21 protein-coding genes and 1 tRNA gene are annotated in these 25,959 nt (G+C 58.8%); 12 read left to right on the forward strand and 10 right to left on the reverse strand.

The genetic code is table 11. From position 1 onward, the window contains the following. Positions 1–411: 411 nt before the first annotated feature. The 3 genes from LGH74_RS00675 to LGH74_RS00685 form a co-directional block, all read right to left on the reverse strand. Positions 412–2,010 (reverse strand): P-loop NTPase fold protein, encoded by a 1,599-nt coding sequence (locus tag LGH74_RS00675; protein WP_226170393.1) that lies wholly within the window; start codon positions 2,008–2,010, stop codon positions 412–414. A 75-nt stretch (positions 2,011–2,085) separates the two neighbouring features. Beyond that, complete coding sequence (locus tag LGH74_RS00680; RefSeq protein ID WP_226170396.1) at positions 2,086–4,464, reverse strand: ribonucleoside-diphosphate reductase subunit alpha; 2,379 nt, start codon at positions 4,462–4,464, stop codon at positions 2,086–2,088. Positions 4,465–4,893: 429 nt separating this feature from the next. Further along, a complete protein-coding gene (locus LGH74_RS00685; protein WP_226170398.1) occupies positions 4,894–5,853 on the reverse strand; it encodes a ribonucleoside-diphosphate reductase small subunit in 960 nt (319 codons plus the stop codon). A gap of 491 nt (positions 5,854–6,344) precedes the next feature. On the opposite strand from LGH74_RS00685, the gene rplU reads away from it, so the two are divergent. Further along, on the forward strand, positions 6,345–6,650 hold the full coding sequence (gene rplU / locus LGH74_RS00690; RefSeq protein WP_226170400.1) for a 50S ribosomal protein L21: 306 nt from the start codon (positions 6,345–6,347) through the stop codon (positions 6,648–6,650). A 102-nt stretch (positions 6,651–6,752) separates the two neighbouring features. Next, positions 6,753–7,025, forward strand: a complete 273-nt coding sequence (rpmA, locus tag LGH74_RS00695) for a 50S ribosomal protein L27 (protein ID WP_226170402.1) — start codon at positions 6,753–6,755, stop codon at positions 7,023–7,025. A gap of 169 nt (positions 7,026–7,194) precedes the next feature. On the opposite strand, the gene LGH74_RS00700 is transcribed toward rpmA, so the two are convergent. The 4 genes from LGH74_RS00700 to hemW form a co-directional block, all read right to left on the reverse strand. Continuing rightward, positions 7,195–7,953 (reverse strand): cyclase family protein, encoded by a 759-nt coding sequence (locus LGH74_RS00700; protein ID WP_226170404.1) that lies wholly within the window; start codon positions 7,951–7,953, stop codon positions 7,195–7,197. Between the two features lie 20 nt (positions 7,954–7,973). After that, on the reverse strand, positions 7,974–8,648 hold the full coding sequence (locus LGH74_RS00705) for an alpha/beta fold hydrolase (protein WP_226170406.1): 675 nt from the start codon (positions 8,646–8,648) through the stop codon (positions 7,974–7,976). Between the two features lie 20 nt (positions 8,649–8,668). Beyond that, complete coding sequence (locus tag LGH74_RS00710) at positions 8,669–9,088, reverse strand: hypothetical protein (protein ID WP_226170408.1); 420 nt, start codon at positions 9,086–9,088, stop codon at positions 8,669–8,671. A gap of 154 nt (positions 9,089–9,242) precedes the next feature. After that, a complete protein-coding gene (hemW, locus tag LGH74_RS00715; protein WP_226170410.1) occupies positions 9,243–10,385 on the reverse strand; it encodes a radical SAM family heme chaperone HemW in 1,143 nt (380 codons plus the stop codon). 149 nt (positions 10,386–10,534) lie between these two features. On the opposite strand from hemW, the gene LGH74_RS00720 reads away from it, so the two are divergent. Then, positions 10,535–12,412, forward strand: a complete 1,878-nt coding sequence (locus LGH74_RS00720; protein WP_226170412.1) for a BamA/TamA family outer membrane protein — start codon at positions 10,535–10,537, stop codon at positions 12,410–12,412. Between the two features lie 206 nt (positions 12,413–12,618). On the opposite strand, the gene LGH74_RS00725 is transcribed toward LGH74_RS00720, so the two are convergent. Then, positions 12,619–13,782, reverse strand: coding sequence for an alpha/beta hydrolase (locus tag LGH74_RS00725; RefSeq protein ID WP_226170414.1), 1,164 nt, complete (start codon positions 13,780–13,782; stop codon positions 12,619–12,621). A 238-nt stretch (positions 13,783–14,020) separates the two neighbouring features. Here LGH74_RS00725 and LGH74_RS00730 point away from each other — a divergent pair. The 9 genes from LGH74_RS00730 to LGH74_RS25030 all read left to right on the forward strand — a co-directional run bounded on the left by LGH74_RS00730 (position 14,021) and on the right by LGH74_RS25030 (position 22,862). Then, positions 14,021–14,093 (forward strand) — tRNA-Met (locus tag LGH74_RS00730). A 203-nt stretch (positions 14,094–14,296) separates the two neighbouring features. Beyond that, a complete protein-coding gene (locus LGH74_RS00735) occupies positions 14,297–14,734 on the forward strand; it encodes a DUF983 domain-containing protein (RefSeq protein WP_226170417.1) in 438 nt (145 codons plus the stop codon). 92 nt (positions 14,735–14,826) lie between these two features. Further along, complete coding sequence (locus LGH74_RS00740; protein WP_226170419.1) at positions 14,827–16,164, forward strand: cytochrome ubiquinol oxidase subunit I; 1,338 nt, start codon at positions 14,827–14,829, stop codon at positions 16,162–16,164. A gap of 10 nt (positions 16,165–16,174) precedes the next feature. Continuing rightward, positions 16,175–17,206 carry a cytochrome d ubiquinol oxidase subunit II gene (locus LGH74_RS00745; protein WP_226170421.1) on the forward strand — a complete coding sequence of 344 codons (1,032 nt, stop codon included), beginning with the start codon at positions 16,175–16,177 and terminating at the stop codon, positions 17,204–17,206. A 132-nt stretch (positions 17,207–17,338) separates the two neighbouring features. Beyond that, on the forward strand, positions 17,339–18,211 hold the full coding sequence (locus tag LGH74_RS00750; protein ID WP_226170423.1) for an AraC family transcriptional regulator: 873 nt from the start codon (positions 17,339–17,341) through the stop codon (positions 18,209–18,211). A 62-nt stretch (positions 18,212–18,273) separates the two neighbouring features. Next, entirely contained in the window at positions 18,274–18,837 is a 564-nt protein-coding gene (locus tag LGH74_RS00755; protein WP_226170426.1) for a biliverdin-producing heme oxygenase, read from the forward strand. Further along, positions 18,837–21,137 carry an ATP-binding protein gene (locus LGH74_RS00760; RefSeq protein ID WP_226170428.1) on the forward strand — a complete coding sequence of 767 codons (2,301 nt, stop codon included), beginning with the start codon at positions 18,837–18,839 and terminating at the stop codon, positions 21,135–21,137. Before LGH74_RS00755 ends, LGH74_RS00760 begins: the two co-directional genes overlap by 1 nt. Continuing rightward, complete coding sequence (locus LGH74_RS00765) at positions 21,138–21,581, forward strand: response regulator (RefSeq protein WP_226170430.1); 444 nt, start codon at positions 21,138–21,140, stop codon at positions 21,579–21,581. Positions 21,582–21,593: 12 nt separating this feature from the next. Continuing rightward, positions 21,594–22,862: a sensor histidine kinase gene (locus LGH74_RS25030; RefSeq protein WP_226170432.1), complete on the forward strand. Its 1,269-nt coding sequence runs from the start codon at positions 21,594–21,596 to the stop codon at positions 22,860–22,862. A gap of 542 nt (positions 22,863–23,404) precedes the next feature. Here LGH74_RS25030 and LGH74_RS00775 read toward each other — a convergent pair. Both LGH74_RS00775 and LGH74_RS00780 read right to left on the reverse strand, forming a co-directional pair. After that, entirely contained in the window at positions 23,405–24,976 is a 1,572-nt protein-coding gene (locus tag LGH74_RS00775; RefSeq protein WP_226170435.1) for an ABC transporter permease/substrate-binding protein, read from the reverse strand. After that, positions 24,964–25,929 (reverse strand): ABC transporter ATP-binding protein, encoded by a 966-nt coding sequence (locus tag LGH74_RS00780; RefSeq protein WP_348532981.1) that lies wholly within the window; start codon positions 25,927–25,929, stop codon positions 24,964–24,966. The genes LGH74_RS00775 and LGH74_RS00780 overlap by 13 nt, the downstream gene beginning before the upstream one ends. Between the last annotated feature and the right edge of the window lie 30 nt (positions 25,930–25,959).

Here is a 25,959-nt window from a genome sequence, read left to right on the forward strand (position 1 = left end):
GGTTAAAGTATATGATTCAGGAATATACCGTTCTGCCTATGCACTAGCAAGCGGCGGCCTCACTGCCCGAAAACAAATGTTTCAGAGCCGTGAGGCCACCTCACTCGACCAAACCAAAAAAATACCAGCAGTGAGGCCGCCTCACTGCCTTCCAACGATTGTTTTCGGGCAGTGAGGCGGCCTCAACGGGCAAAAACGAATGTTTCCAAGCTGTGAGGCTACCTCACTGCTTGGAAACGATTGGAGGGAAGGTGTGAGGAAGTTCTATCGGCAGTCGCTCGGCTATGCCGAGTGACCACTACGCTTTGAGCAGCTCTGCTGCGAACCCACCCGCTTCGTTGGCCTGACCGGCGCGGGACACTCGCGGCATAGCCCAGCGACTGTAGTGAGCCAGCCAGAATGGGAGTAGTTTTAATTACTCCTATTCTTCAAGTGCGTCTTTACTACTTGAAAACTTTGGTGTAACAATTCATAAAGTGAATGCCTCGTCAAAGAAGTAGGACTAGTGATTTTTGCTATATATCCATAATCTTCTTCTCGCCTTCTGTTAAATAAGTCTCCTTCTTTTTTTAGTATATAACTAAACTTTGTTATTGTTTTATCGCCATTGCGTAGTGAAAAATCTGTTCCAGGCTGAGGATCAAGCAAATCATATTCCCGTGGTAAGTTTCCCTCTCTGTATAAAATTATAGGTAGAAAAAAGCAAAAAAACCAGCATTCCAAATTGTGGTCTTGTTCCAGTGCTGATTCATTCTTTTGGTCTGTTTTATAATAATCCTTGCTTGATGACAAGGCTTTTTCAAGGGCGTCTGCTCCACCAAAAATCCAGGATAGTATTTCTAAAGTTATTATTCCGTATGAATCGATATTTGTAATAGGTTGCCTTTGGGGAATGCTGAAACTTTCAGCTTTTATATGATACGTTTTTCCATATAAGTAAGATAAACGTCTAATTCCAAGCTTTCCGGTTTTGACAAAATGATTGACTAGATATGGAAGGATGCCATAAAAATATTTCCCTTTTACGTATAAAGGAGATTCAGTTTTTATGGTATAGTCTAAAGAAGATAATCCTATTTCGTTCTCGTATTTTATTGAATCGAGAATCGTCTTTATACTGTTGCTTATATTGATATTGTTGTTGAAGTAAAATATCTCAGTGCTAAAAAATTTGTCTATATATCCATTGAAATCTACATTTAGTCCGTATCGTGAATAGAATATATTTTTTATGTTTTCTATGTCACAAACAAAAATGACTTTATCAAACCCAAACTTATTTTTTTGTTCGTTTCTATAATTAAGATGAGCACTAAAAATATTGAATAGTCTAAATGCATGTTCTGGATCAATTCTGTCCAAATCATCGATTACAAGAATACTAGTTTTTTTATTATTTATATCTGAGCAGTGCTCGATGAGTTTGTCGCTTATGTAATCAGTTATGAAATCCTCCTCAAATAAGTATGTATTCAAGATGTCTTTCACAAAGCCTTGAACCCGTTCATTTCCATTTAAGTCATTTGCAGTTGCTATGATTTGCGATATTTTTTTGTTGTTCATAGCTTTTTCATACAGGTCGCTTGCTAAGTCTACTGTATTGGCTAAGGTGTCTGTGTCATCATTTCTGTTTGTGATAGAGTGAAATTTTAGCAGTGTTTTTATGGCTAGGAAAAGGTGAGAGCTAATCCCTTCTTCTGCAATCATTCCTAGCTTAATACTTAGGCTTGCTTCTTCCTTGTAGAATTTCGTTCCCTTATTGGTGAACAAATCATATAATACATCAAACTTTATTAATTTAAATATATCCTCATTTGAAGATATTGAATAATTAACTGGTAGCACGCTAACCGAAAAATAGTTTTTATTTTCTGAGAAAAATTTATTTAGAAAATGCGTTTTACCAGTTCCAAAGCTTCCTGAGAATATCATTCGTTCATTTGCAGGATCTTGAATAAATGCTGAGAATCTAGATTCTTCACTTACAGTAGAAATATTAAAATGTTCCATACATGAATGCTGAAAAAAAGCGCTGATATGTATATACCAGCGCTTTTTCGTACGAATTGATTATCTAAAAATACCTTACGATCCACACGCCTCGCAGGCGTCCGGGTTATCCAGGGAGCAGGCCATGTCCGAGGCGTTCTGGGCCATGGCGTTCAGGGGCTCCAGGGTTTCGGCGGCTTGCTTCTGCACCGTGAACTTGATGGCGTCGGCGGCGGCTTTGGTGCGCAGGTAGTACATGCCGGTTTTCAGGCCTTTCTTCCAGCTGTGGAAGTGCATGCTGGTGAGCTTGCCGAAGTTCACGTTCATCACGTGCAGGTTCAGGCTCTGGCTCTGGCAGATGTAAGCGCCCCGGTCGGCCGACATGTCGATGATGCGGCGCTGCGAAATCTCCCACACCGTTTTGTACAGGTCCTTGATGTGCTGGGGAATGGTCGGAATGTCCTGCACCGAGCCGTTGGCGGCAATGATGTCGTTCTTCATCTGCTCGTTCCAGATGCCGAGCTTCACCAGGTCCTTGAGCAGGTGCTTGTTCACTACCATAAACTCGCCGCTGAGCACGCGCCTCACATAAATGTTGGACGTGTAAGGCTCAAACGACTCATTGTTGCCCAGAATCTGAGCGGTCGAAGCGGTAGGCATGGGGGCTACCAGCAACGAGTTGCGCACGCCGTGCTCTACCACCTGGGCGCGCAGCGTTTCCCAGTCCCAGCGGCCACTCTCGGGCTTCACGCCCCAGAGGTCGAACTGGAACTTGCCCTGGCTCAGGGGCGAGCCGGGGAAGGTTTCGTAGGCACCGTCCTTCTTGGCCAGGTCCATCGAAGCCGTCATGGCCGCGAAGTAGATGGTTTCGAAGATGTCCTTGTTCAGGCCCGAGGCTTCGTCGCTCTCGAAGGGCATGCGCAGGGCAATGAAGGTATCGGCCAGGCCCTGCACGCCAAGGCCGATGGGGCGGTGGCGCAGGTTCGAGCGTTCCGCTTCCACCACGGGGTAGTAGTTGATGTCGATAACCTTGTTCAGGTTCTTGGTAGCGTGGTAGGTTACCTCGTAGAGCTTCTGGTGGTCGAACACGAGGTGGCCGCCTTCTTCCTTCAGGAAGCGGGGCAGGGCCAGCGAAGCTAGGTTGCAGACGGCAATTTCGTTTTCGTCCGTGTACTCCATAATCTCGGTGCACAGGTTCGACGACTTAATCGTGCCCAGGTTCTGCTGGTTGGATTTGCTGTTGGCCGCGTCCTTGAAGAGCATGTAGGGCGTACCCGTCTCGGTCTGGCTTTCCAGGATGGCGAACCACAGGTCCTGCGCCTTCACGGTGCGGCGGCCACGGCCTTCCTTCTCGTACTTCATGTAGAGCTTCTCGAACTCGGGGCCCCAGGTGTCGCCGAGACCGGGGCACTCGTTGGGGCACATCAGGGTCCAGTCGCCGTTGGCTTCCACCCGCTTCATGAACAAGTCGGGCGTCCAGAGGGCGTAGAACAAGTCGCGGGCCCGGTTTTCTTCCTTGCCGTGGTTCTTTTTCAGATCCAGAAAGTCGAAGATATCGGCGTGCCAGGGCTCGATGTAGATGGCGAAGGCGCCTTTGCGCTTCCCACCGCCCTGGTCTACGTAGCGGGCCGTGTCGTTGAAGACCTTCAGCATCGGGATGATGCCGTTGCTCGTGCCATTGGTGCCCTTGATGTAGGAGCCCGTGGCGCGCACGTTATGAATGCTCAGGCCAATGCCGCCGGCGCTCTGCGAAATCTGGGCGCAGTTCTTCAGCGTGTCGTAGATGCCCGTGATGGAGTCGTCCTTCATCGTGAGCAGGAAGCACGAGGAAAGCTGGGGCTTGGGCGAGCCGGCGTTGAACAAGGTCGGCGTAGCGTGGGTAAACCAGCGCTCCGACATCAGGTTGTAGGTTTCGATGGCCGACTCCAGGTCGTCCTTGTGAATCCCGATGGCCACGCGCATCAGCATGTGCTGGGGCCGCTCCACCACTTTGCCGTCCATGCGCAGCAGGTAGCTCCGCTCCAGGGTTTTGAAGCCGAAGTAGTCGTAGCTGTAGTCGCGGTCATAGATAATGGCCGAGTCGAGGGTAGCGGCGTGGTTGTGGATGATTTCCCACACGTCCTTGGCAATCAGCGAGGCATTCTCGCCGGTCTTGGGGTCCTCGTAGGTATACAGCCGCTTCATAGTGCTGCTGAACGACTTGCTCGTCACCTTGTGCAGGTTGCTGACGGCAATACGGGCGGCCAGGATGGCGTAGTCGGGGTGCTTGGTGGTGAGCGAAGCGGCGGTTTCGGCAGCCAGGTTATCCAGCTCTACGGTCGTTACGCCGTCGTAAATGCCGTCAATTACCTTCTTGGCGACTTCAATCGGGGAAATAAAGTTCTGATTGAGCCCGTAGCAGAGCTTTTCGATGCGCGCCGTGACTTTGTCGAATTTCACGGATTCGCGGCGGCCGTCGCGTTTGAGTACCAGCATAAGCGAGGGAAGTTGTGTTGGGTTGTAGAAAGGAATACACCACGCCTTGAAAGGGCGGGGCACTACGTTCGAAAGAGGGTGAAACCGGAGCTGATCCGGTGTTCTTGAAGCGGAAGTTATCGGCTTCCGTTGGGTAGGACAAACCTAAAGTTTAGAAGTTTTCCACATATGGCTAAAACGGTACAGTTCAGGCCCTTTTTCGTAATGCGGACTGCTCTGTATCCCGCCCAGAATACCCAGTAAATTGGGTTGGGAATCTGCCGCGAATTTGATAGAGTGGGAGTGGGGCTGAGTTTAGTTCCCCTCCTTGCTTGATGCGAAACTGCATCTGAGCAGGGGAATCAGCTTCTTAGACTTCTTGTGGTTTAGCATAAAAGGAAAAAGCCTGCAACGAACGTCGCAGGCTTTTTCCTTTTGGCAGTCAAATGCTTAAAAGTCCTCGTCGAGCGAAAAGGCGTTTTCGGTCCGGTCGCTCATCACGCCGGCTTTCTGGTACTCGGCCACGCGCTTCTCGAAGAAGTTGGTTTTGCCCTGCAGCGAAATCATCTCCATGAAGTCGAAGGGGTTGGTAGCGTTGTAGATCTTGCTGTAGCCCAGGCTTTGCAAGAGGCGGTCGGCCACAAACTCGATGTACTGGGCCATGCTCTTGGCGTTCATGCCAATCAGGTTCACGGGCAGGGCATCAGTCACGAACTCCTGCTCAATCTGCACCGCGTCGCGGATGATGCTGTGCACGCGCTCCTCGGAGAGCTTGTTTTGCAGGTAGCTGTAGAGCAGGCAGGCGAAGTCGCAGTGCAGGCCTTCGTCGCGGGAAATCAGTTCGTTGGAAAACGTCAGGCCCGGCATCAGGCCGCGTTTCTTGAGCCAGAAGATGGAGCAGAACGAGCCCGAGAAGAAGATGCCTTCCACGGCGGCAAAGGCAATGATGCGCTCGGCAAAATCCTCGGAGTTGATCCACTTCAGGGCCCATTCACCCTTCTTTTTCACGCAGGGCACGGTTTCCAGCGCGTTGAAGAGCCGGTCCTTTTCCTGGGGGTTTTTGATGTAGGTATCAATCAGCAGGGAGTAGGTCTCCGAGTGAATGTTTTCCATCATGATCTGGAAGCCGTAGAAGCAGCGGGCTTCGGGCATCTGCACTTCCTGCATGAAGTTGACGGCCAGGTTTTCGTTCACGATGCCATCGGAGGCGGCGAAGAAAGCCAGTACGTGACTGATGAAGTGCTTCTCGTTATCGTTGAGGTTTTCCCAGTCTTTCTGGTCCTGGGAGAGGTCAATTTCTTCGGCGGTCCAGAAGGAGGCTTCGGCTTTCTTGTACATCTGCCACACATCATCGTTCTGGATGGGGAAGAGCACAAAGCGGTTGGGATTCTCGACGAGCAAAGGTTCCATAGCGGGGAAGTAAGGCGTGGAAAGGACTTCGGACAAAACCTGAAGAAAGCAGGAAGAACAGCTAGCCAACCCGGGGCGGAGCAGAAATGTTCGGCACTTTTTTCGGGCGGTGCGGCCGGGTCGAAGCATCAAATATAAACCCGACCCGTGGGAAGACCTTGCCGCGTTTACGTTTTTTGTCCGCTAATTTTTCTGTATGACTCCGGGTTTTCCACCGGTTGCCGCAAACTCAAAATGGGGCGAAAAGCGGGCAAAAGACCCGTTTTGGGAAAAGTTATCCACATTTTACCTGTGGACAATCCATCTTATCCACAAATTTGCTATGCGCATACCCGCTCAGGCGTTCCTTAAGGGTTGTTTACCCGGCTCATTGCCAGCGCGCAGCCTAGTGCCGAGCACCCGACTGAATGATGATTAGTGAGTTAGGTTTGGTTTTGTGAAATCGTACTTGTACTTTTGCCTTCCAATTTTCAGAAAACGCGAAGACGCCGATGTACGCAATTGTCAACATAGCCGGGAAGCAGACCAAGGTCGAAGCCAATAAATTTGTATACGCTCACCGACTGGCTGGCAACGTCGGCGACACAGTAGAGTTGGGCAAAGCCCTGCTCACCGATAGCGACGGTACCATCACCATTGGTTCGCCCCTGTTGGACGTAACTGTAACGGGCACCATCCTGTCGCACGTAAAAGGCGACAAGGTGCTGGTATTCAAGAAGAAGCGCCGTAAGGGCTACAAGAAGCTGAACGGTCACCGTCAGCAGTTCACCAAAGTAATGATCAACAGCATCGGCTAATTAGGGCTTAGTTGTTAGTGTCTGGTAGCTGGGGTATCCCAGATTCGTTCGGCTCTAACACGATTTCTAAGCACTGATAACCAAGCACTAAGTACTAATACAATGGCACACAAGAAAGGCGTAGGTAGCTCCAACAACGGCCGCGAATCTCATTCTAAGCGCTTGGGCGTGAAGATCTTCGGCGGTCAAGATATCATTGCTGGTAACATCATCGTGCGTCAGCGCGGTACCAAGCACCACCCCGGCCAGAACGTGGGTATCGGCAAGGACCACACGCTGTTCGCCATGGTAGACGGCACGGTACAGTTCCGCAAAGGCCGCAAGGACCGCTCGTTCGTGACGGTTGTTCCGGTTTCGGAAGTAGCTGCTGCCTAGCACCACAGATTTTTCGGATTAGCCGGATTTCACGAATTTCGTGAACGACTGACCTGCATCAGAAAAGCCACCCCAACCGGGTGGCTTTTCTGGTTTGTGGCTACCGCACTTTGGTAACGTGCCGCCGATGAAATCTGTGTAATCCACCTAATCCGGAGGAGTCTGTAGTTCAGGCAAGCTGGTATAATACTGGCTTGCTCGGGCTGGCGTCCAGCTCCAGGCTGGTTACTTGGAGGTTGAGCAGGTAGAGGCCGTCGGCTACTGTATCGGGTACGAAGATGAGCTCCGTGATGGTGCAGGAGGTTCGGGTGGCTGCCGGGTATTGCCAGAAGGCGTGGTGGGCCAGCAGTTCGCCGTTGTCCTCTTCCCGGTCCACGCTGGGTAGGTCGAGCAGCAGGTGCTGAATGTTCTGGGCCACAAGGTAGTGCGCCAGCGCGGGCTCCAGATAGGTGGGGTTGGTGCCCGAATACTGGCGGCGGCGCTTGGCATCGTCGTTGGGCAACGTGCGCAGCACCAAGGCTTCGGGTGCGGCTCCGGCGGCTTCCAGCAAGGGCTGCACATCGGCCAGCAATACCACCAAGTCGCCATTGGGCTGGGGGCGGGGCGCTACCGAAACCAGCTGAGCCACGAACAGGAAGCGGCGCAGGCAGCGGTTGAGCGTCGCGGCTGGTTCGGGGCTGATGTGGCCATAGCACTCGGTGTGGGTGCCGTTGCCGTGGGGCGTGACATGGACGCGCTGGTAGTTGGTGCTGCCGCCCAGCGCCACGCTGCCCACGAAACTGCCCACCCGGATAGTATCGAACTGCACCGGCTCGGCCCAGAAGCAGTTTACCTGGTCGGGGCCAGGGGCCAGCGGTAGGGAAATATCCAGCGGGGCGGCGGGGTCGAAGGAATAGGTGCGGCCCTGGTGGGAGTAGGTAGCAGGCATTTTCGAGGAGCAATCAATAGTTAAAGCGCCGGAGTAACGGGTAGGCTATTCAGGATCCGACCTATTTCCTCGGCCCGACTCAGAATCATAAAGTGGGTGCCGCCCGGAATCAAGTAGTCGACGGGGACGGAGCCGCGCGGCAGCACCCGGTCGTGGGTGCCGTGAATGCGCAGGGCTGGCCCGATGCCATGGCTATTCCAGTGCAGCAGCCGGTCGATGGCCCAGCGTGCATACGTGGGGTCGGTGTCGCGCAGAATCTGCTTGAAGAGCTGATAGTCATTACCACCCTTGACGCCGAAATACCACTGGCCGACCCGGGGAAAGAGATTAAGCAATTGCGGCGGTATCAGCTTGTAAATACCCGTAGCGCGGGCCAGGCGCAGGAGTGCGGGCAGCGCGGCGGCGCTGGGCACGCTCGAAATCAGCACGGGCCGCGCCCGGGGCCGCAGCCGTCCAATTTCCAGGGCTACAATTCCACCAAACGACACGCCGGCCACTAGGCAAGGCTGCTCCGATGGAATCCGTTCGGCTAGGCGGGCGGCGTAATGCGCCAGGGTTTCGTGAGGCTCGGGCAGCAGCCAGGACAATACGTGTGCTTCGCCGTCGAGTAGGGGAAGCAGGTCGCGGAACACCCGCTCATCAGCCCCGAGGCCAGGTAGCAGGTAGATAACACGGGTAGGTACAGTGTTGGACACAGGAACCGAATTATCTGCTGCTACGGCTCCAGGCGCATGAATACACCTTCGAGGTAGAAGATATTGTGGGGCATGCTGTCTTCGTCATCCTCGGGCTCGTCGGCGGGGTAGGTGCAGGAGAGCTTCATAGCCACGCCATCCAGGGGCACCGGCGGGGAGTCTTCCGTAGTGTATTCGAGCAGGCAGGGCCACTCGGTTACGGTAGCCAAGGACTCGGCCACCTGTTCCTGCAGGGCTTCGGCGCGGGGGCCGGCCAGGCGCAGCAACAAATCGAGGGACGGGAACTGCAGGCCCAGGTGGAAAAAGTGGATGTCGTCGTCGAAAAACGTAGTGGCCCACACCGTCACGTCGTCGGTGTTATCAAAGACAATGGCGGTAATCTGGACTTGCTCGACAAAAAAGTCGGTGTCATCCACGAGGGCATCAACGAGGCGTTTCATCTTCTGAACATACGCAAAAGCAGCGCGCGGATTACGCAAATCGGGCATATTTCACCGATTTTGGCCCGGCAATTGGCTTCAGATTCAGCAACCGGCTAGCAATAAAGTGGTTAGATAAAACCGGGGAAACGCGCTGCTGGCCGCTAAAGATGAGCTATTTCTCCGCCTCCAGGAACAGCTCCAGGGTAATCTGGTCGGCCAGCAGCTTGCCTTGGTTGGTGAGTACCAGGCGCGTGCCGTGCAGGGTGGCCCAGCCATTTTGTACCAGCTCACCCAGGTAGGCGGCCCGGTCGGTGCGCAGATCGGTGCCCAACTGGTACTGCAGATAGTCCAGGTCGCAGCCGTGAGCAGTGCGTAGCGAGGTCATCAGATACTCGTTGGCGCGGTCGGTCGGCGAGAGAGTTTCGATGGTAGCCGGCACCTCGTTGCGCTCCAGCACGGCCGTCACGTACTGCGGGTTGTTGGCCACGGCGTATTGGCGGCTGCGGCCGTCGAAGGAATGGGCGCTGGGCCCAAGGCCCAGGTAGGGCACCCCGCGCCAGTAGTTCGAGTTATGGCGCGACTCGCGGCCGGGGCGGCAGAAGTTGGAAATTTCGTACTGCTCGTAACCCTGATCAGGCAACGCCGCCAGCAGCATTTCAAACTGCCGGGCCACGAAGTCGTCGGGCGGCGCCAGGAAAGTGCCTTTGCGCAGCCGGCGGCCAAACACCGTATCGGGCTCGATGGTGAGGGCGTAGCAGGAAAGGTGGGGCACGTTCAGAGCAAAGGCCTGGGCCATATCCTGCTCCCAAAGGCTGTGGTCGGGGGCCGGCACGCCGTAAATCAGGTCTACGGAAATATTCTCGAAGCCTGCATCCTGGGCCGAGAGCACCGCCGTCGTCGATTCGGTGGCCGAGTGGGCGCGGTTCATCAGGCGCAGGTGGGGCTCGTGGAAGCTCTGCAAGCCGATGCTCAGCCGGTTGATGGGCGAGGCGGCCAGCTCCCGCAGCTTGGCGGGCGTGAGGTCGTCGGGGTTGGCCTCCAGGGTGATTTCCACGCCGGGCGCTACCGTGAAGTGCCGGTAAATGGCCTCAAACAGCGCGTCCAGCTCGGCGGCCGTCAGCAACGAGGGGGTGCCGCCGCCGAAGTAGATGGTTTCCAGTATCGGGGCCGGGCCGAGGTAGTCGCGCCGGATTTCCAGCTCCCGCACCAGAGCTTCCACCAGCTGGCCTTTCAGGCCCATCGAGGTGCTGAAGTGGAAGTCACAGTAGTGGCAGGCCTGCTTGCAGAAGGGAATATGGAGGTAGATGCCAGCCATGAAGAAGGGAAAAGCGCGCCCGGAGCCGAGCCGCGCAACGACAGAAAACAGCGCGGGCCCGGCAGTTCGTTCACTGCGGCCGGCGACTAACCGGCCCGACCCCGTATTTTCGGGAAATTAAAAGCGCGTTTTCGCGTTTGTGTTTCCAAATGTACGCCCGCGCCCTCGTTTTCCTGCTGCTCTGCGGCTGGCTCTTAGCCGGTGGGCCCGCCCGCGTATGCGCCCAAACCCCCACGCTGCCGGTACCCAACCAGCCCGCCCTCCAAACGCCGCCGCTGCCGCCCGCCAAGCCCGCTCCCGATACCACCGCCACGCGCCGGGCCCAGCGCACGGCCAGCCGCCGGTTTATCCGCTTCGACACCGAAGCCGCCGACCGGGCCCTGCTGCGCCGCTACCGCTACTCGGCTACCGTCCCCGATTCAGTGGCCGCTTTCCGGGAAGTGCGCGAGCTGGTGCTGGCCCTGCAGGCCGATTCGTACCTGACGGCCTCGGCCGACGGCCTGCGCTGGAGCCACGATACGCTACGGGTGCAGCTCTACGTGGGCGAGAAATTCCGGTGGGCCCGGTTGCGCAACGGCAACCTTGGCGACGCGCTGCTGACCCGGGCCGGTTACCGCGAAAGGTTTTTCACCGGCAAGCCCTTCGAGCCCAATGAGTGGACGAAGCTCCAGCAAGGCATTCTCGGCGAAGCCGAAAACCAGGGCTACCCATTTGCCACCGTGCGCCTCGACTCGCTGGAGCTGCGCGGGGCCGATATTGCCGGCCGCGTGCTGCTCGACCGGGGCCGGGCCGTGGTCTTCGACTCCATCCAGATTGTGGGCAAGACCAAAACCAAAAAGCGGTTTTTGACTAAGTACCTGCAGATTTTCCCCAACCAGCCCTACAGCCAGCAGCGCGTAGATGCCATCAGCCGGCTGCTGCGGCAGCTGCCCTACCTGCAGGTGAAAGCCGAGCCCGAGGTGCGCTTTGCCCAGGGCCGGGCCCGCATCTTTCTGCTGCTCGAAGACCGGCCCTCCAACCAGTTCGACGCCATTGTGGGGGTGCTGCCCAATTCGGCACCGGGGCCGGGCCAGAAGAAGCTGCAAATCACCGGCGACGTGACCATCAACCTGCGCAACCTCAGCGGGGGCGGCAAGCAGATTGGGCTGCAGTGGCGCAAGCTCGACGTGGCCTCCCAACTGCTCGATGCCCATTACGTGCATCCCAACTTCTTCGGCACGCCCCTGGAGCTGGGTGGCACCTTTAACCTCTACAAGCAGTCGAATTCGTTTCTGACGCTGCAGCCGCGCCTGCAGGTAACCTACCCCACGGTGCGAGCCGGGCGCATTTCGTTCTTCACCGAGCGGCGCAGCTCCCGCTTGTTGGCCGACACGGCCGGCACGCTAAAGACCCTGGACAAGCTCCCCGATAATATCGACTCCGAGTACACGTCCTACGGCCTCGACTACAACTGGAACAGCCTCGACGACCTGCTTTTTCCGCGCCGGGGCTTTCTGGCGGCCGGGCAGGCGGCGGTGGGCACCAAGCGCATCACCAAAAACTCCGACCTGAACGACACGCTCTATAACCGCGTACCCCTGCGCTCTACCCAGGTTACGCTGGGCGTACGGCTGGAACGCTACTTTCGTCTCGGACGCAACGGCGTGCTGCTCACGCGGCTGCGGGGCGAGGCGCTGGTGAATGAGCGGCTGTTTCTCAATGATATGTTTCGCATCGGCGGCCTGGCTACATTGCGGGGCTTCAACGAGTACGCCTTTTATGCCAACACCTACGGCGTGGGCACCGTCGAATTCCGGCAGTTTACCGGCGCCGACTCCTACGTGTTCCTCTTCGCCGACCAGGCCTACCTGCGCCGCGACCTGGCCACCGACAAAACCAGCGACGCGCCCACTGGCCTGGGCGCGGGCCTCAGCTTCCGGACCGGTGCCGGCCTGTTTCAGTTCGTGTACTCCGTTGGCCGCTCCGACAACCAGCAGATGTCGTTGAGCAACTCCAAGATTCACTTCGGCATCACCAGCCGCTTCTGATGGGTGCGTGACGTTGTTTGCCCTGTCGTCCTGAGCAGTGCGAAGGAGCTTTCGCGCCTACTCCACTGTAGTTTGTACCAACGCACAAAGCCCTTTACCATGCTGGTGGTAAAGGGCTTTGTGCATTTACTCAGGTTTCTTCACTAAGGTGAGGAAGGTCCTGCGCGCTGTTCAGAACAGCAGACCGGAAAGGCAGAGCTAGTGCTTTATTTCAAGGCGTTTTTCAGCTCGCCGGCGGCTAAGTCTTGGGCCTGTGTGGCTTCGGGCACTACGCCTCCCATGCCGAAGAACTCATGGGTCACGTTGTCGTAATTCTGGTATTTCACCGCAATGCCGGCGCCTTGCAGCTTATCGGCGTAAGCTTTGCCCTCACTCATCAATGGGTCGATGCCAGCCGTAATAACTGTAGCCGGAGCCAATCCTTTTACGTTCGGAGCCTTCACCAGCGAAATCAGAGGGCTGTTGCCATCGGCGGGCGTGCGTAGGTAGTGCTTGAAAAACCAGCCCATGAACGGCTTGCTCAATGGCTTGGCTTGGGCGTTTTTCTGGTACGAGGCCGTGTTCATACTGTAGTCGGCAATAGGGTATACCAGCAGCTGGTGTTTGGGCTGCTGTATGCCTTTGTCGCGGGCCATCATGCACACAGCCGCGGCTAGGTTGCCGCCAGCACTTTCACCAGCTACAGCCACGCGTTTGGGGTCACCTTTAATGGAAGCGGCATTCTTCAGCACCCACTGGTAGGCGGCAAAAGAATCGTTGTGAGCGGTTGGAAACTTGTTTTCCGGGGCTTGGCGGTAGGCCACCGATACAAAAATGGCATTGGTTTTCTCGGCCAGGGCCCGCACCGAGGGGTCGTAGGTATCAAGATTGGCAATAACCCAGCCGCCGCCATGGTAATACACTACTACCGGCAACGGACCCGTGGCACCTTTAGGAGTGTAAATGCGCGCCTTCACGCCCGGGGCCACTTCCTTACTCATCGTATCCAGCGGTGAAGCCGGCGTCTGAATGCCAAAATCCTTCATTACAGCCATAGTCGCATCGGTAGCCGAAGGCGCTTTGCGCACTTGCGCGGGCGTCATGGTTTCGGGCGGGGTAGGGCCCTGCAGACTAGCTAGCTTCTCAATAACGGTCAGCATTTCCGGGCCGATATTCGGAGCCCACGCAGGAGCGGGCCCCGCGGGCTTCACAGCCTTAGCGCCGGCAGTTGCGGGAGTAGTATCGGCCGTGGCTTCCGTAGCCGCCGTGCCTTGCGCCGATTGGTCGGTGGTTTTGGCATTGTCACACGAAGTGAGGCCAAGGCCAGCCAGAAACAGTGTGGTAGCCAGACCAGCCAACCGGGCTGGGATAAGTAAGGGTTGTGGTGTCATGGTGTGGTAAGAATGAATGAGGACGGAATGCGGAATACGTATCGTTGAGCTTGTGGTTGGATAATGTTGAGTTATTATGGTATCAAAAAGCTATATTGAATAAAGCCTATAGTAAGCCTATTCAGCAACATGGAAATTATTCCTGCTGATAGTCAGGTGGAAAGCGGCGTGAATAGGCTTATTTTAGGCCAGTATGGCGCATTTCCAAAAAACACTCTTACATTTGCATCACAAACAGTGCGGGGTGGAGCAGTTGGTAGCTCGTTGGGCTCATAACCCAAAGGTCACAGGTTCGAGTCCTGTCCCCGCTACCTAAAAGGGCGTTTCCAATACGGAGACGCCCTTTTTTTGTGCCTTTTCCGGTCGGCCAGCAACAGTCGTCATGCTTCTGCAAAGACGCGCCAAACCTTGGCGGAATCGTTGATTTGTGCGGTAGAAGCACGCTTTTGTGCCTTCTCCGGCGATAGGGTGGGTGGTACCTTTGAGCTGTTATCAGCATTTTGCTTGCAGCCTTATGAAACCGCTTGATTCTTCCACCTTGGCCCTGCTCGACCTGCGCTGCCCGCGCTGCCACCAAGGGCCGTTGTTTTCGTATCCAGCCTATAAGCTCACCAAATACGCCATGATGCCCGAGCGCTGCCCGGTGTGTAGCGTGGCCTACGAGCCCGAGCCGGGCTTTTACTGGGGCGCTATGTTTGTGAGCTACGCCTTTTCGGTGGCCTGGTTTGCCATTGGCGGCGTGGCGGCCTACTACCTGCTCGGCAATCCGGCGGTGTGGGTGTATGTGCTGCTGGTCACGGTGCTGGTGCTGCTCACGGCCCCGGCCACGCTCCGCTACTCCCGCGCCATTATGCTGTATCTGTTCGGCGGCATCAAATACGACCCCAACCTGCGGCAACTGGCCACTGCGCCTCCCCAACCAAGTAGGAGCAAGTCCCACGCCCACCTGTAATGCCAGCCCCGCCCGCAGAAATACTGCGGGCGGGGCTTACTTTTTCCGCCTGCCGACTACCTTGCCCGGGTATCAGGCCAAGCACCGGTAATATGAACGATTTCCTTGCCGCCCGCTCCCAGATGGCTTTGTCGCTGGGCTTTCACATCATCTTTTCCTGCATCGGCATGGTAATGCCGTTTTTTATGGCCGTGGCCCATTATTACTGGCTCCGGACCCACGACATCACCTACAAAAACGTGACGCGGGCCTGGAGCAAGGGCGTGGCCATCTTCTTTGCCACGGGCGCGGTGTCGGGCACCGTTTTGTCGTTTGAGCTGGGCCTGCTCTGGCCGAAGTTTATGGAGCACGCCGGGCCCATTTTCGGGATGCCGTTTTCATTGGAAGGCACGGCTTTCTTCATCGAGGCCATTGCCCTGGGCTTTTTCCTGTATGGTTGGGACCGGTTCAACCCTTGGTTTCACTGGTTTACGGGCGTGGTAGTGGGCGTGAGCGGGCTGGCCTCGGGCATCTTGGTGGTGGCGGCCAATGCCTGGATGAACAGCCCCGCCGGCTTCGACTATGTGAACGGCCAGTACCTGAACATCGACCCTATTGCGGCCATGTTCAACGATGCCTGGCTCTCGCAGGCCCTGCACATGACGCTGGCCGCCTTTGCCGCCACGGGCTTCGCAGTGGCCGGCGTGCACGCCCTGATGCTGCGTCGGGGCCGCAACGTGGCGTTTCATACCCGCGCCTTCCGGATTGCGGCGGCTTTCGGGGCCGTGGCCGCCCTGCTGCAGCCCCTGAGCGGCGACTTTTCGGCCAAGGACGTAGCTCGTCGGCAGCCGGCCAAGCTGGCGGCCATGGAAGCTCACTTTCACACCGAGAAACATGCGGCCCTGGTGCTGGGCGGCCTGCCCAATGAGGACAAGCAGCGGGTAGACTACGCCATCAAGATTCCGGGGATGCTCAGCTTTCTGGCCCACGGCAACTTTGAGCAGGAAGTAACCGGCCTCGACCGAATTGCGCCCCAAAACCGGCCGCCGGTAGTGGTGCCCCACATTGCCTTTCAGATAATGGTGGGCTTGGGTACGCTCATGATGGGCATTGCGGTGGTGTATTTCTGGGCCTTGTGGCGCAAAAAACAGTGGCTGCACAGCCGCTGGTTGCTAGGCTTGTTCGTGGCTGCCACCCCGGCCGGTTTTATTGCTGTGGAAGCCGGTTGGGCGGTAACTGAAGTGGGCCGCCAGCCCTGGATTATCAACGGGGTGATGCGCACGGCCGACGCGGTGACGCCTATGCCGGGTATTGCCTACTCGTTCTACCTGTTTACGGCGGTGTATCTGTCCTTGAGTCTGGTCGTTGTTTTCCTGCTCTACCGCCAGATCCGGATGGTGCCGGAGCTGTATGATGTGCCGGCCGGTGCGGCCGAAGCCGCTCACGCTTAGCTGCTGCCCTATGAACTACGTCGTTATTGCCTACCTCTACCTGGCCATTCTGCTCTACCTGCTGCTGGGCGGCGCCGACTTTGGCGCGGGCATCATCGAGTTGTTTACGTCCCGCAAAAACCGCCGCGTAACGCAGGAAACGCTGTATCAGGCCATCGGCCCGATCTGGGAAGCCAACCATATGTGGCTCATCATTGCTATTGTCATTCTGTTCGTGGGCTTTCCGCGCATCTACAGCACCATGTCGGTGAGTTTGCACATTCCGCTGCTGCTGCTGTTGCTGGGCATCATTGCCCGGGGCACGGCCTTCGTGTTTCGGCATTATGATGCGGTGCACGACCGGATGCAAACCGTGTACGCCACCATTTTCGTGTATTCGAGCCTGGTCACGCCGCTCTTTATCGGCATTCTGGCCGGCAGCGCCCTGGCCGGCTACGTCGACCCCGCCGCCCCCGACTTTCTGACGGCCTACGTGTGGAGCTGGCTGCACTGGTTTGCGGTAGCCGTGGGCGTGTTTACGGTGGCCCTGTGCGGTTACCTGGCCTCGGTGTATACTATCGGCGAAGCTACCACCGAAGCCGACCGGCTGCGTTTCATCCGCAAAACCCGCCTGCTGATTGTGGTGGCCTTTGCGGCCGGGGCTCTGGTGTTTGGGGCCGCCGCCTATGAAGGTCTGCCGTTGATCAGCTGGATTTTCGGCAACCCGGTGGGCCTCACGGCCATTGCCCTGGCTACCGTTTCGCTGGGCGTGCTGTGGTACGTGCTGGGGGGCAGCCGCACCTGGGTGCCGCGGGTGCTAGCCGGCTTTCAGGTCACGATGATTCTGTTGGCCGTGGGCTACGCGCACTTCCCCGACTTTATCCGGCTGCGCGGCGGGCAGCATTTGTCGCTGCTGGAGCAGTTGGCCCCGGCCAAAACCGTGGCGGCCTTGGGCTGGGCGCTGCTATTGGGCAGCGTGTTTATTCTGCCGGCCTTGGGGTATCTGTACTACAGCTTCCAGCACGCCTCGCGCCCGGCGGGCGAAGCGGCGGTAGAAGTATAGTGCGAAGTTCCACTTCGCGGGGAGTGCGTGTCGTGGCAACGATTATCGTTCAACGACTCGCGCAGGGGAATTTCGCGCTACACCCCGGCGCTACTACCGGGCAAAGGCCGCAGTGCGTAGCTTGCGGCCCGCATGAAAGCCCCCGCCTTACCCATTCTGGCCCTCGATGCCTTTGCCCGCCCCGGCAACAATCAGTGGTACTACATTCAGCCGCTGGAAGCCCACGTGGCGCAGTTTCCGCGCGTGAGTGAGCCCCACGCCCACGATTTTTACCTGCTGCTCTACGTCACCCACGGCCAGGGCACCCACACTATCGACCTGATTACCTACGAGCTGCGGCCGGGTAGCCTGTTTTTTCTGGCCCCGGGGCAGGCCCACGCCTGGTCGTTGTCCGAGGATGCGCGGGGCTTCATCCTGTTCTTCACCGCCGAGTTCTACCTGCAGCACTATCCGGCTCACCGCCTGGCCGAGTACCCGTTTTTCAACCCGGCCAACCAGCCCGTAATCTGCCTGCCAACTTCGGAAACGCAGATTTTGCCGCTGTTCGAAAGCATGTTTCAGGAGGAGCAGACGACCGCGCCCAACCGCGACGAAGTAGTGGCGGCCTACGTGTACCTAGCCCTGGAGCTGGCTGCCCGCGCCTACGCGCCGCCTGCCGAGGCTGCTCAGCTGCCGCCGCACGGCCTGGAGCAGGTGCGCGAATTCGGGCAGCTGCTCAACGCGCATTTTCGGGCCGAGAAAACCGTGCGCTACTACGCCAACAAGCTGGCCCTCACCGCCAACCACCTCAATGCCATTTGCCGCCGTATCCTCAATAAAACTGCCAGTGACTTGATCCATGAGCGGGTGGTGGCCGAGGCTAAGCGCCTGCTGACGCACTCGGCCCAATCGGTGGCGCAGGTGGCCGATGCCGTGGGCTTCGAGGATGCTTCCTACTTCACGCGCTACTTCAAAAAGTACGTGGGGCAGCCTCCGGAGGCCTTCCGGCAGAGCCATAAGCATTGAACTTTCCGGTCGGTCGATCCGCTTTTACTGCGGTATATTTACCTAGTAACTCGTCCGTACCCATGCCGCTTACCTCTTCCCGCCCGGCCATTCTGCAGCAGCTGCGCCTCGAAACCAGGCCCTACCACGACGCCCTGGAGCAAAACGAGTTCAACCAAGCCCTGGGGGCCGGCATCATCACCCCGGCCATTACGCACCACTTTCTGGCCAAGCTCTACGGTTTTCTGGTGCCCTACGAAGCCCGCCTGCGCCAGCACGGCTTCGGGCCCGAGTGGCAGCTGGAGCTCCGGCAGCGCGCCCACCTGATTCCCGCCGACCTGGGCGTGGGCGCCGCCGCGCTGCCCCTGTGCCCGGCCATGCCGCCGTTGGCCACCGAGGCCCAACTGCTGGGCGCGATGTACGTAATGGAGGGCTCCACGCTGGGCGGGCAGGTGCTGGCCCGGCAGTTGGCCAAGGCTGGTATCGAGGCCCGAAGCTACTTTTCTGGCAACGGTGAGCAAACCGGTCCGCTGTGGAAAAGCTTCTGCCAGCTGCTGAGCGAGGCGGCCACGGAAGAAAATCAAGCTGAAATCGTAGCGTCGGCCAGCCAGACGTTCCAAACCCTTTACGCCTGGATAAACGCCTGATGCGCTATACCGACGAAAGCCTGCTCGGGGCTGAAATTACGCTTACCAACTGTGACCGAGAGCCTATCCATATTCCCGGCCTGATTCAGCCTTATGGCTTCCTGCTGTGCCTCCACGAGCAAACCATGCGCGTGGTGCAGGCCAGTGAAAATACGCTGACGTTGCTGGGCATAGCGGCCGAAGAACTGGTGGGCGGTACCCTGGAGCGCCTGCTAAGCGCCGAGCGGCTGGCCGAAATCGAGCAGTTGCGGCCTTTGCTTACCGACCAGGCCCGGCTGCTGGGCTCCCGCCTCGATAAAGTGGCCGGGCAGCCGTTCTACAAGATCATTCTGCACCGCTACGACCAATTGCTGTGGCTGGAGTTTGAGCCCGTGGCTGAAAACGAGGCCCCGGCGCTGGATCTGCCGTTTCTCAACAATGCCCTGGGCCAGATGCTGGGCGCTACCCGCGTGCTGGAGTTTTGCCAGTACGCCGTGGAGCAGGTGCGCGCCCTCACCGGCTTCGATAGGGTGGCCATCTACCGTTTCGCGCCCGATGAGAGCGGCGAAGTCATTGCCGAGGCCCGGCACGCGGAGCTGGACCCCTGGCTGGGCATGCACTACCCGGCCACCGATATTCCAAAGCAGGCCCGGGCCATGTACCTCAAAAATTGGCTCCGCTTTATTCCCGATGCCCACTACGTGCCCGCCAAGCTGGTGCCGGTGCTCAACCCCAGCACCGGCCTGCCACCCGACATGACTTACTCGGTGCTGCGCAGCGTGTCGCCCATCCATTTGCAGTACCTGCACAACATGGGCTCGGCGGCTACCATGACGGTTTCCCTCATTCAGGATGGGCGGCTGTGGGGCATGATAACCTGCCACCACCGCCAGCCCAAGCTGGTAAGCTACGAGCTGCGCGACCTGTGCCAGTTTATCGGCAAGACGTTTTCGGCCCTGATTACGGCCAAGGAGCAGCACGATGCCCAGGAATATCAGCTGCATATTCGTCAGAACCAGGTGCGGCTGCTGGAGCGCGTCACCACCAACGACAACTTCGTGGAGGGCCTCTACCGCCACCAGCCCACCGTGCTCGACGTGTTTGCCTGTGGTGGGGCCGCCATTTGCTTCGATGGCGACATCATCCCGCTGGGCAATGCGCCCACTAAGCCCCAAATTCAGGAAATGCTGGACTGGCTGCAGGACCACGGCAAGCAGGATGTATTTTTCACCGATTCCTACATCCGCCTCAACCCGGCTGGGCTGGCCGTGCGGGGCACGGCCAGCGGCCTGCTGGCTATTTCCCTGGCCGAAGCCCCCGGCAACTATATCCTTTGGTTCCGGCCTGAGCAGGTGCAGACCGTGACCTGGGCCGGGCGGCACGAAAAGGCCGAAGTCATGGCCGATGGCCAGATTTTTCTCTCGCCCCGACAGTCGTTTGAGCAGTGGAAGCAGGTGGTGGAAAACACGGCCGTGCCCTGGCTGCCCGTGGAAATTGAGGCGGCTAAGGAAATTCGCCTGCACATTTCCGACGTCCGGCTCAAGGTTTTCAACGAGCTGCAGGCCCGCGCCACCAGCCTGAGCAAGCTCAATACCGAGCTAGAGCGCAGCAACGACGAGCTGGATTCGTTTGCCTACGTGGCCTCCCACGACTTGAAAGAGCCGTTGCGGGGCATTCACAACTACTCGCTGTTTTTGCTGGAAGACTACGCCGATAAGCTCGATGGCGAAGGCGTGCAGCGCCTCCAGACCCTGGTGCGCCTTAGCCAGCGCATGGAAAACCTGATTGAATCGTTGCTCCAGCTTTCCCGCGTGGGCCGCATGGATCTGGTCGTAGTGCCGGCCGACCTCAACGAGCTGCTGGCCGAAGTACTCGACTTGCTGCACCCCCGCCTCGAACAAACCCAGACCACCGTAACCGTGGCCGGCCCGCTGCCCACCGTGCGCTGCGACGTAGTCCGGATTCGGGAGGTGTTCAACAACCTGCTCACCAACGCTATGCGCTACAACGACAAACCGCAGAAAGCCGTAGAAATAGGCGTGGCGGGCCCGGACGTAGCAGGGCCGAAGGGAGTGGTAAACCAGACGGACTTTCATGTGTTCTACGTGCGCGACAACGGTATCGGCATCGATCCGCGGCACCACGAGAGCATCTTCAAGATCTTCAAGCGCCTGCACGCCCAGGAGAAGTACGGCGGCGGTACCGGCGCGGGTCTGGCCATCGTGAAGAAGATGGTGGAAAAGCACGGCGGTAGCCTGTGGATCGACTCAAGCCGGGGCCAGGGCGCGACCTTTTATTTCACTGTTTCTAAGCATTTGTAAGTGAGTAGTCTACTTAAACCCGTCCTTGTGGTGGACGACAGCGCCGAAGACTTTATGGCTTTGGACCGCGCCTTCCGCCGGCACGCCCTGAAGAACCCGGTGCTGCGCTGCGAAGACGGCGACCAGGCTCTGGACTACCTGCAGGGCTACGGCAAGCGGCCCGGCTGGCCTCAGATGCTGCCCGCCATTATCCTGCTCGACCTCAACATGCCCGGCACCGACGGCCGGGCCGTGCTCGACGTCATCAAGCATGACCCGCTGCTGTTGCCCATTCCGGTCATTATCTTCAGCACTTCTTCCAACATTCGCGACATTGAGGACTGCTACCATCTCGGGGCCAACAGCTACCTCACTAAGCCCATCGACTATGCCGCGCTGGAAGAAAAAGTCCGGCTCACGATGCGCTACTGGCTTGATGCCTCCGAACTGCCCGCCACGAACTAGGAAGCTTACCGCGTGAAAAAAATACTCCTCGTTGACGACAACGAGCATGACCGAATGCTGTACCGGCGCTACCTGGGCAAAAGCCTGGACCACGAGCGGCTGGAAATTCATGAAGCTTCCTCGGGCGAGGATGCGCTGGCCATGTTCATTGCCCAGCAGCCCGACTGCGTGCTGCTCGACTACAACCTGCTCGATACCGACGGCCTGGAAGTGCTGGCCGACCTGAAGCAGGCTGCCCCGCCCGACAGCCTCTGCGTGGTGATGATAACCGGTGGCGGCAACGAAACGCTGGCCGTACGCGCCCTCAACGGCGGTGCTATGGATTACCTGGTTAAACAACAGTTCGACCAGGAGTTGCTGTGCAAAACCGTGCGGCACGCCATTGAGAAAAACGAGTGGCGGCAGTACGTGGCCCGCTACCACGCCGAAATCAAGACCATCAACCAGCAGCTGCGCGAATCGGTGGAGGAGCTGACCGAGGCCCGCCAGCAGATCCGGCACAAAAATACGCTGCTGACCATGGCCAACCAGGAAGCCCAGGCCCGCAACGAGCAGCTGGATAGCGCCAACCAGCACCTGGCCCGCACCAATACCGACCTGGACAACTTCGTGTATGCCGCCTCTCACGACCTGCGTCAGCCCGTGGACAACCTGCGCGGCCTCTTCGACGAATTGCGCCGCTCGGCCACCATCACCGACCCCGATGCCGGGCAGCTCTGGCAGCTGGTCGATTCGTCGCTGAGCGTGCTGCTCACCACCATTACCGATCTGGCCACCGTGGTGCAGGTAGAGCGCAGCCCCGGCGTGGAGCCCACCGAACCCGTGGCCCTGGCCGACGTGGTAGCCGACGTGCTCCAGACGCTCCAGCCCCAGCTCCAAGCCGTCAATGCCGACGTGCAGCTGGATTTGGCCGCCCTGCCCACGCTGATTACCGTGAAAAGCAACCTGCGCACCATTCTGCTGAACCTGCTGGGCAACGCCGTAAAGTACCACCACTCGCAGCGCCGCCCCTGCATTCAGCTGAAAAGCCGCGTGGCCCAGGGCCAGGCCGTGCTGGAAGTGCGCGACAATGGCCTGGGCATGGATCTGGAACGCTACGGCAAAGAGCTGTTTCAGCTGTTTCGCCGCTTCCACCCGCAGGCTGGTACTGGCACCGGCGTGGGTTTGTTCCTCGTCAACAGGCTGGTGCAAAGCCAGGGAGGCCACATTGAGGTGGAAAGCCAGCCCGAAGCAGGCACCATGTTCCGCATCCATTTCGGACCGGGCAGCGCTGGGGCGTAGGGCAGCGCGGCCGGCTTTCGTCGGCTATTATTCGCTCTGTCATCCTGAACGTCGCGAAGCAGAGTCAAGAACCTTGCTCACCTCAGTAACAAGCGCAATTCAACGCGCAAAAGCCCTTTACTACTGACGTGGTAAAGGGCTTTGTTCTATCTAGGAACCGTTGAAAGGATCAGCGAGAAAAGCTCTGCGCTCTACTCCGTGCGCCCATTGCGCCAAATTATGGTCACAACTCCTGCAAACCGTTCAAACTCGGTTCAGGCGCTGGAAACAGCTCTTTTGACTGCTGTCATTGCTCGCGCTGAGGTTCCGTACGCTCGCGCCAAGGATTCGTATGCACTTGCTGACGTGTGGGAAGCTCGCGCTACTATGTAGGCCGCACCTGCCGAGGTGTAGCAGCCAGTTGCCGAAGTATTGGAGGCTCTTGCTGAGGTATCGAACAGCCTTGCCGGGGCTTCGAACCCGGCATTCGGTACGTTGGCAGGAGCTTTAGTGGGGCAGGGGGCAAGTCCGGCGCAGGGAGCAGGATAACAGAACCAATCCTCTCACTTGCTCAAATAGGTGCTGAGCTGGGAAATGGAGACAATACCGAGTTGTCGGGCCTGGCGCTGGCGCATGAGCAGGGCGTAAGTATTGTTGAAACCCAGCGGGGCCAGCCACTCCAGCCCGTAGCGCCGCCGGAACTGCTGGCGCACGTACTGCAGCACGGCCGGGGGCCGCCCGCCCAGTGAATCGAGGACGGCGGGGGAGGGCTGCAGCAGCACCTGCAGGCCCGTGCCGGTGTACTCGGGGTACATGTCGATGGCGCCGGTGCGCAGGGCTTCGAAACAGATGGTGGTGCCGCCCAGCCCGGTTTTGGTTTCCACGGCCAGCCCCGTATTGCCCCGGATGAGGGCCGCGTACATTTCGAGCAGGATGTACTGCTCGGCAAAAATCTTGGAGCCCAGCCGCACTACCGGCGCACCAGGAGCCAGGGGCCGCGCCGCGCGCCACAGGCCGCGCCGGCGCAGAAAGGCTTCGGCAATGGCGCGGGGTTCCTGGTGTAGGTAATCGGCGCGGTAGTTCAGGTTGGTCATCACCGAGTCGGAAATCTGGCCGGCCAGCTGGGCCAGCACCGGGGCCAGCTCGGGGTAGGCAGCCAGCACGGCGGGCCGCACCACCGGGGCCGCGTAGTAGGGCGGAAACACGCGCCGGTCGTCGCGGAGCACGCGCAGGTCGTAGGCCCGGATGCGCCCGTCGGTCGAGTAGCCGTCGATGAGGTCCACATCCTGGTGGCGGGCCGCCTCATACACCAGGGCCGGGGCCAGCACCACGCTGGGCAGCCGGCGCAGGTGGTAGGCGCTTTTCAGGCCCGGCAGCCCATCGGCCCGGCCCACAAACTCGGGGCTAAACCCGGCCAGCAGCTTGCCCGTGGCGCGGGGCAACAGGTAGAGCCCGCCCAGCAGCGGCAGCAGCACCAGCAGCGCGGCCCCCACCTGCACCAGGCGGCGGGTGCTCAGGCGTTGCAGGCCAGCCAGGGCCGCATCGAAGGCCAGGGCCAGCCCCGCCGCCGGCAGCGCCCCGGCCAGAATCATGGCGGGGTTGTTCAGGGCAATGCCGCCGAAGATGAACTCGCCCAGGCCGCCCGCCGCCACGTAGGCCGCCAGCGTAGCCACGCCCACGTTGATAACGGTGGCCGTGCGAATACCGGCAAACAGCACCGGCAATGCCAGCGGCAATTCCACCCGGCGCAGAATCTGCCCATCGGTGAGGCCCAGGCCCCGCGCCGCCTCTACTACGGCCGGACTCACGCCCTGCACGCCGGTGAGCGTGTTGCGGATAATGGGCAGCAGCGAATACAGAAACAGCGCGAAAATGGCCGGCTTGGGCCCAATGCCGAGCAGGGGAATCAGGAAGCCGAGCAGGGCAATACTGGGCACGGTTTGCAGCGCGCCGGCTACGCCCAGGATGGCCGGGGCCCAGCGCGGCCGGCGCGTGAGTAGCAGCCCCAACGGCACGCCCAGCACCACGGCTAGCAGCAGCGAAGCCGCCGTGAGGCCAATGTGCTGCAGGGTTTGCTCGCCCAGCTTGCCGGCCTGGGCTTGCCAGAAAACGAGTAGTTCGGTTAGCGTTTCCATGCGGCCTCCTCTCCTTGTAAAGCCTGCCCAAAAGCGGCCATCAGCTGGGCCAAATCGAAGGGAAAATGGTTGACCACGCCATTCGTCGTCAGTTGTTCCAATACTTCCTGCACGGAGGTTTCAGCTGAAAAACCGGGCTGCTCGTCCAAAGTAAAAGCGGGCAGAAACGGCTGCACGTCGGCCAGCGTGAAGGTGCGCAACTGCAACGCCAGCCGCTCGGCGGCGAAAAAGCGGCGCACGAAGTCGTTGGCGGGGCGCAGCAGCAGCTCGCGCGGGGTGCCCAGCTGCTGCACCTGCCCGGCGTCGAGCAGCAAAATCCGGTCGGCCAGCTCGAAGGCTTCCGTCACGTCGTGGGTCACGAGTACCACGGTTTTCTGGCGCAGCTCCTCCAGTTCCCGAAACTCGCGGCGGATGCTGGCCCGGGTTATCGGGTCGAGGGCGCCGAAGGGCTCATCCATCAGGATAATCGGCGGGTTGGCGGCCAGGGCCCGGGCCAGCCCCACGCGCTGCTGCTGCCCGCCTGAAAGCTGGTGCGGATACTGGCCGGCGTAGCGCGCGGGCGGCAAATGCAAGCGGGTGAGCAGGGCGGCGGTACGGTCGGCAATAGCCACTGGCGGGTGCCCCAGCAGGCGGGGAACTACCGCAATATTCTCGGCCACGGTGTAGTGCGGCAGCAATCCGACCTGCTGAATGACATAGCCAATGCCGCGCCGCAACTGCTCGGGCTGCTGCCGGCGCACATCCTCCCCGTTGATGTCGATAGTGCCCTCGTCGGGCTCCACGAGGCGGTTGAGCATTTTAAGCAGCGTGGTTTTGCCGCAGCCGCTGGGGCCCAGCAGCACCAAGGTTTCGCCGGCGGGCAGCACAAACGACACATCCCGCACCACCGCGTGGGAGCCGTAGCGCTTGTGCAGGTGCGCGGCGCGAATGGCCGGTACAACGGAATCGGTCATGCGGGAAGCAGGGGAAGGGTGCGGCTCAAC

The organism is Hymenobacter lucidus (assembly GCF_020447265.1).
GTDB classification, from domain to species: Bacteria; Bacteroidota; Bacteroidia; order Cytophagales; family Hymenobacteraceae; genus Hymenobacter; species Hymenobacter lucidus.

Excerpts from the sequence above, each read along its gene's own strand:
- LGH74_RS00675 (WP_226170393.1), bottom strand. The coding sequence starts at position 2,010 with ATGGAACATTTTAATATTTCTACTGTAAGTGAAGAATCTAGATTCTCA.
- LGH74_RS00680 (WP_226170396.1), bottom strand. The coding sequence starts at position 4,464 with ATGCTGGTACTCAAACGCGACGGCCGCCGCGAATCCGTGAAATTCGAC.
- LGH74_RS00685 (WP_226170398.1), bottom strand. The coding sequence starts at position 5,853 with ATGGAACCTTTGCTCGTCGAGAATCCCAACCGCTTTGTGCTCTTCCCC.
- rplU (WP_226170400.1), top strand. The coding sequence starts at position 6,345 with ATGTACGCAATTGTCAACATAGCCGGGAAGCAGACCAAGGTCGAAGCC.
- rpmA (WP_226170402.1), top strand. The coding sequence starts at position 6,753 with ATGGCACACAAGAAAGGCGTAGGTAGCTCCAACAACGGCCGCGAATCT.
- LGH74_RS00700 (WP_226170404.1), bottom strand. The coding sequence starts at position 7,953 with ATGCCTGCTACCTACTCCCACCAGGGCCGCACCTATTCCTTCGACCCC.
- LGH74_RS00710 (WP_226170408.1), bottom strand. The coding sequence starts at position 9,088 with ATGAAACGCCTCGTTGATGCCCTCGTGGATGACACCGACTTTTTTGTC.
- hemW (WP_226170410.1), bottom strand. The coding sequence starts at position 10,385 with ATGGCTGGCATCTACCTCCATATTCCCTTCTGCAAGCAGGCCTGCCAC.
- LGH74_RS00720 (WP_226170412.1), top strand. The coding sequence starts at position 10,535 with ATGTACGCCCGCGCCCTCGTTTTCCTGCTGCTCTGCGGCTGGCTCTTA.
- LGH74_RS00725 (WP_226170414.1), bottom strand. The coding sequence starts at position 13,782 with ATGACACCACAACCCTTACTTATCCCAGCCCGGTTGGCTGGTCTGGCT.
- LGH74_RS00735 (WP_226170417.1), top strand. The coding sequence starts at position 14,297 with ATGAAACCGCTTGATTCTTCCACCTTGGCCCTGCTCGACCTGCGCTGC.
- LGH74_RS00740 (WP_226170419.1), top strand. The coding sequence starts at position 14,827 with ATGAACGATTTCCTTGCCGCCCGCTCCCAGATGGCTTTGTCGCTGGGC.
- LGH74_RS00745 (WP_226170421.1), top strand. The coding sequence starts at position 16,175 with ATGAACTACGTCGTTATTGCCTACCTCTACCTGGCCATTCTGCTCTAC.
- LGH74_RS00750 (WP_226170423.1), top strand. The coding sequence starts at position 17,339 with ATGAAAGCCCCCGCCTTACCCATTCTGGCCCTCGATGCCTTTGCCCGC.
- LGH74_RS00755 (WP_226170426.1), top strand. The coding sequence starts at position 18,274 with ATGCCGCTTACCTCTTCCCGCCCGGCCATTCTGCAGCAGCTGCGCCTC.
- LGH74_RS00760 (WP_226170428.1), top strand. The coding sequence starts at position 18,837 with ATGCGCTATACCGACGAAAGCCTGCTCGGGGCTGAAATTACGCTTACC.
- LGH74_RS00775 (WP_226170435.1), bottom strand. The coding sequence starts at position 24,976 with ATGGAAACGCTAACCGAACTACTCGTTTTCTGGCAAGCCCAGGCCGGC.
- LGH74_RS00780 (WP_348532981.1), bottom strand. The coding sequence starts at position 25,929 with ATGACCGATTCCGTTGTACCGGCCATTCGCGCCGCGCACCTGCACAAG.